Annotated in this window: 4 protein-coding genes; all 4 read left to right on the forward strand. The window is 41.9% G+C overall.

The genetic code is table 11. From position 1 onward, the window contains the following. Positions 1–145: 145 nt before the first annotated feature. On the forward strand, positions 146–469 hold the full coding sequence (locus ABEA08_RS09565; RefSeq protein WP_345335070.1) for a hypothetical protein: 324 nt from the start codon (positions 146–148) through the stop codon (positions 467–469). Positions 470–565: 96 nt separating this feature from the next. Next, on the forward strand, positions 566–877 hold the full coding sequence (locus tag ABEA08_RS09570) for a hypothetical protein (RefSeq protein ID WP_345335071.1): 312 nt from the start codon (positions 566–568) through the stop codon (positions 875–877). A gap of 101 nt (positions 878–978) precedes the next feature. After that, positions 979–1,188: a hypothetical protein gene (locus ABEA08_RS09575; protein ID WP_345335072.1), complete on the forward strand. Its 210-nt coding sequence runs from the start codon at positions 979–981 to the stop codon at positions 1,186–1,188. A 138-nt stretch (positions 1,189–1,326) separates the two neighbouring features. Beyond that, positions 1,327–1,704, forward strand: a complete 378-nt coding sequence (locus ABEA08_RS09580; RefSeq protein ID WP_345335073.1) for a hypothetical protein — start codon at positions 1,327–1,329, stop codon at positions 1,702–1,704. The last annotated feature ends 23 nt before the right edge of the window (positions 1,705–1,727 follow it).

The raw sequence follows: 1,727 nt of genomic DNA on the forward strand, positions 1-1,727 counted from the left end.
AATGCTCATAGCGATCTCCTCAGGTGTGCGGAAGTACAACAAGTTAGTGCAAGCGATACTTTTGACTCTGGTGGGCCTGCGGCCCTCTTTTTTGAAAGCTCAAAAGCTCGCCTGACTAAAGCGTTAAATCTACTTTGGGGAAGTTATGAGTAATGTGTTTCAGTTTCCTAACTCAAATGAGCTTAATCAAATAGAGCTTAGGAAGGCCCTTGTTCAAGGGTTAATTGAGAAAGGCTTAGACTCACATAGAGTAGAGCAAGCGGTTGAATCAGTTATGCCACTTCTAGACGAATCGAAAGATGTAATCACATCTGGCTTTAAGGTTGAAACCAAGAGTTCACTCAGTGCAGTAGAGCACGAACAGCTGACTGAATCCTTAAAGGAAGGGTTCATCGGATATCAAGGTGAAGTCTCTAATCACTGTTTGAAGCTAATTATATTATTGGCACTGGAGCGAGCAAAACGTTAGAGATTTAACAAGCCCAATCAGAAATGCGCACTACGTGCGCGGGATCTCGCTACGCTCGTCCCCTGTTGGGGGCGTTAGGCAGACAAGGAGAGTCAATTGCTTTACTCAGAATGGTTACTCGAAAAACATCCTAGGCTTAAAGAAGTTCCTTCTAGTACAACCCTCGGTTACATCAATCGTGCAAAGTCTGAAACAAAAATAATTAGAGCTAGTGTTCATGTCTCCATACTAATTTTGATGATTTTTGCGACTGATTTGGCATTAGGCATCTTTCAATATTTCCACTCAGCTAGTCTGCCCTATTGGCTCTGTATGGGTTCGGCTGTTTTAATGGCAAAATTAATAGCAGACAAGTTTGGAGAAATAGTGATTATAAAGGCTTTAGACGTGATGGTAGCGTCAGCCTAACAAGACCTGCAGACGGATCGCAATCGTTTGGTTGGTATTATTTAATTAATTAGACACCCATTGTAAATACCTTACTAGCGGGTCATGGAGTACGCTTAGAAATGGAAGTTAAAATTTTTACAAAAACACTAAAGCCGAAGCAAGGGTTCTGGCCTAGTTCAGATAAAGTGTCTGATTGTGGTTTAGAGGCAGAAATTAATCTTTGGTTAGCTTCACAGCCTAACATCGAAATTAAAAAAATTACTCAATCACAAAGTGGTGGTTCATGGATACCGGCAAGAGTTGTTGTTACTGTTTGGTATCAAAAGTGATGTGACATATAAGGATAGACCGCGCGTAGTCGAGGCCTTATCTGGGGATTGAACCAGCCCAGAGCTGTCAAGGTGGAGCACATTATATGGTAAAGCACGGGTGTCTTAGTCAATCGTTTTAAATGCAGGTGTGTAAGCATGAAAGAATTGAACACTTTTTCTACTGTGAATGAGCGTGACATTGATTTAGCTTTGCTTGAGGAGTTAAACGTTTCAGTAAGTTTTTCTAGCTGGTTAGTTACCCGATGCACTGGGGTTCCAAGTCATATAAATATTGTGGGAGCTTGGCACTCTGTATCTGATAATGTACTAGGTGAGTCTGATTTGGTTTTTATTTATGAGTCTGAAGACTCATCATACCAAGCTATATTGATTGAAAATAAATTAGATGCTCAGGCTCAGCCCAAGCAAGCCAGGGCGGGAGCATACTTTGATCACAATTCACCCAAAGAACACTTTCGCCCTGTAATCGTCATCCCAGCCTGCCCGTTTAAGCTTGTTGCGCTGACTGGGTGAGCCGCAATCACACTGCTTGAGTA

The organism is Ferrimonas pelagia, assembly GCF_039543565.1.
In the GTDB taxonomy this organism is placed as follows: domain Bacteria; phylum Pseudomonadota; class Gammaproteobacteria; order Enterobacterales; family Shewanellaceae; genus Ferrimonas; species Ferrimonas pelagia.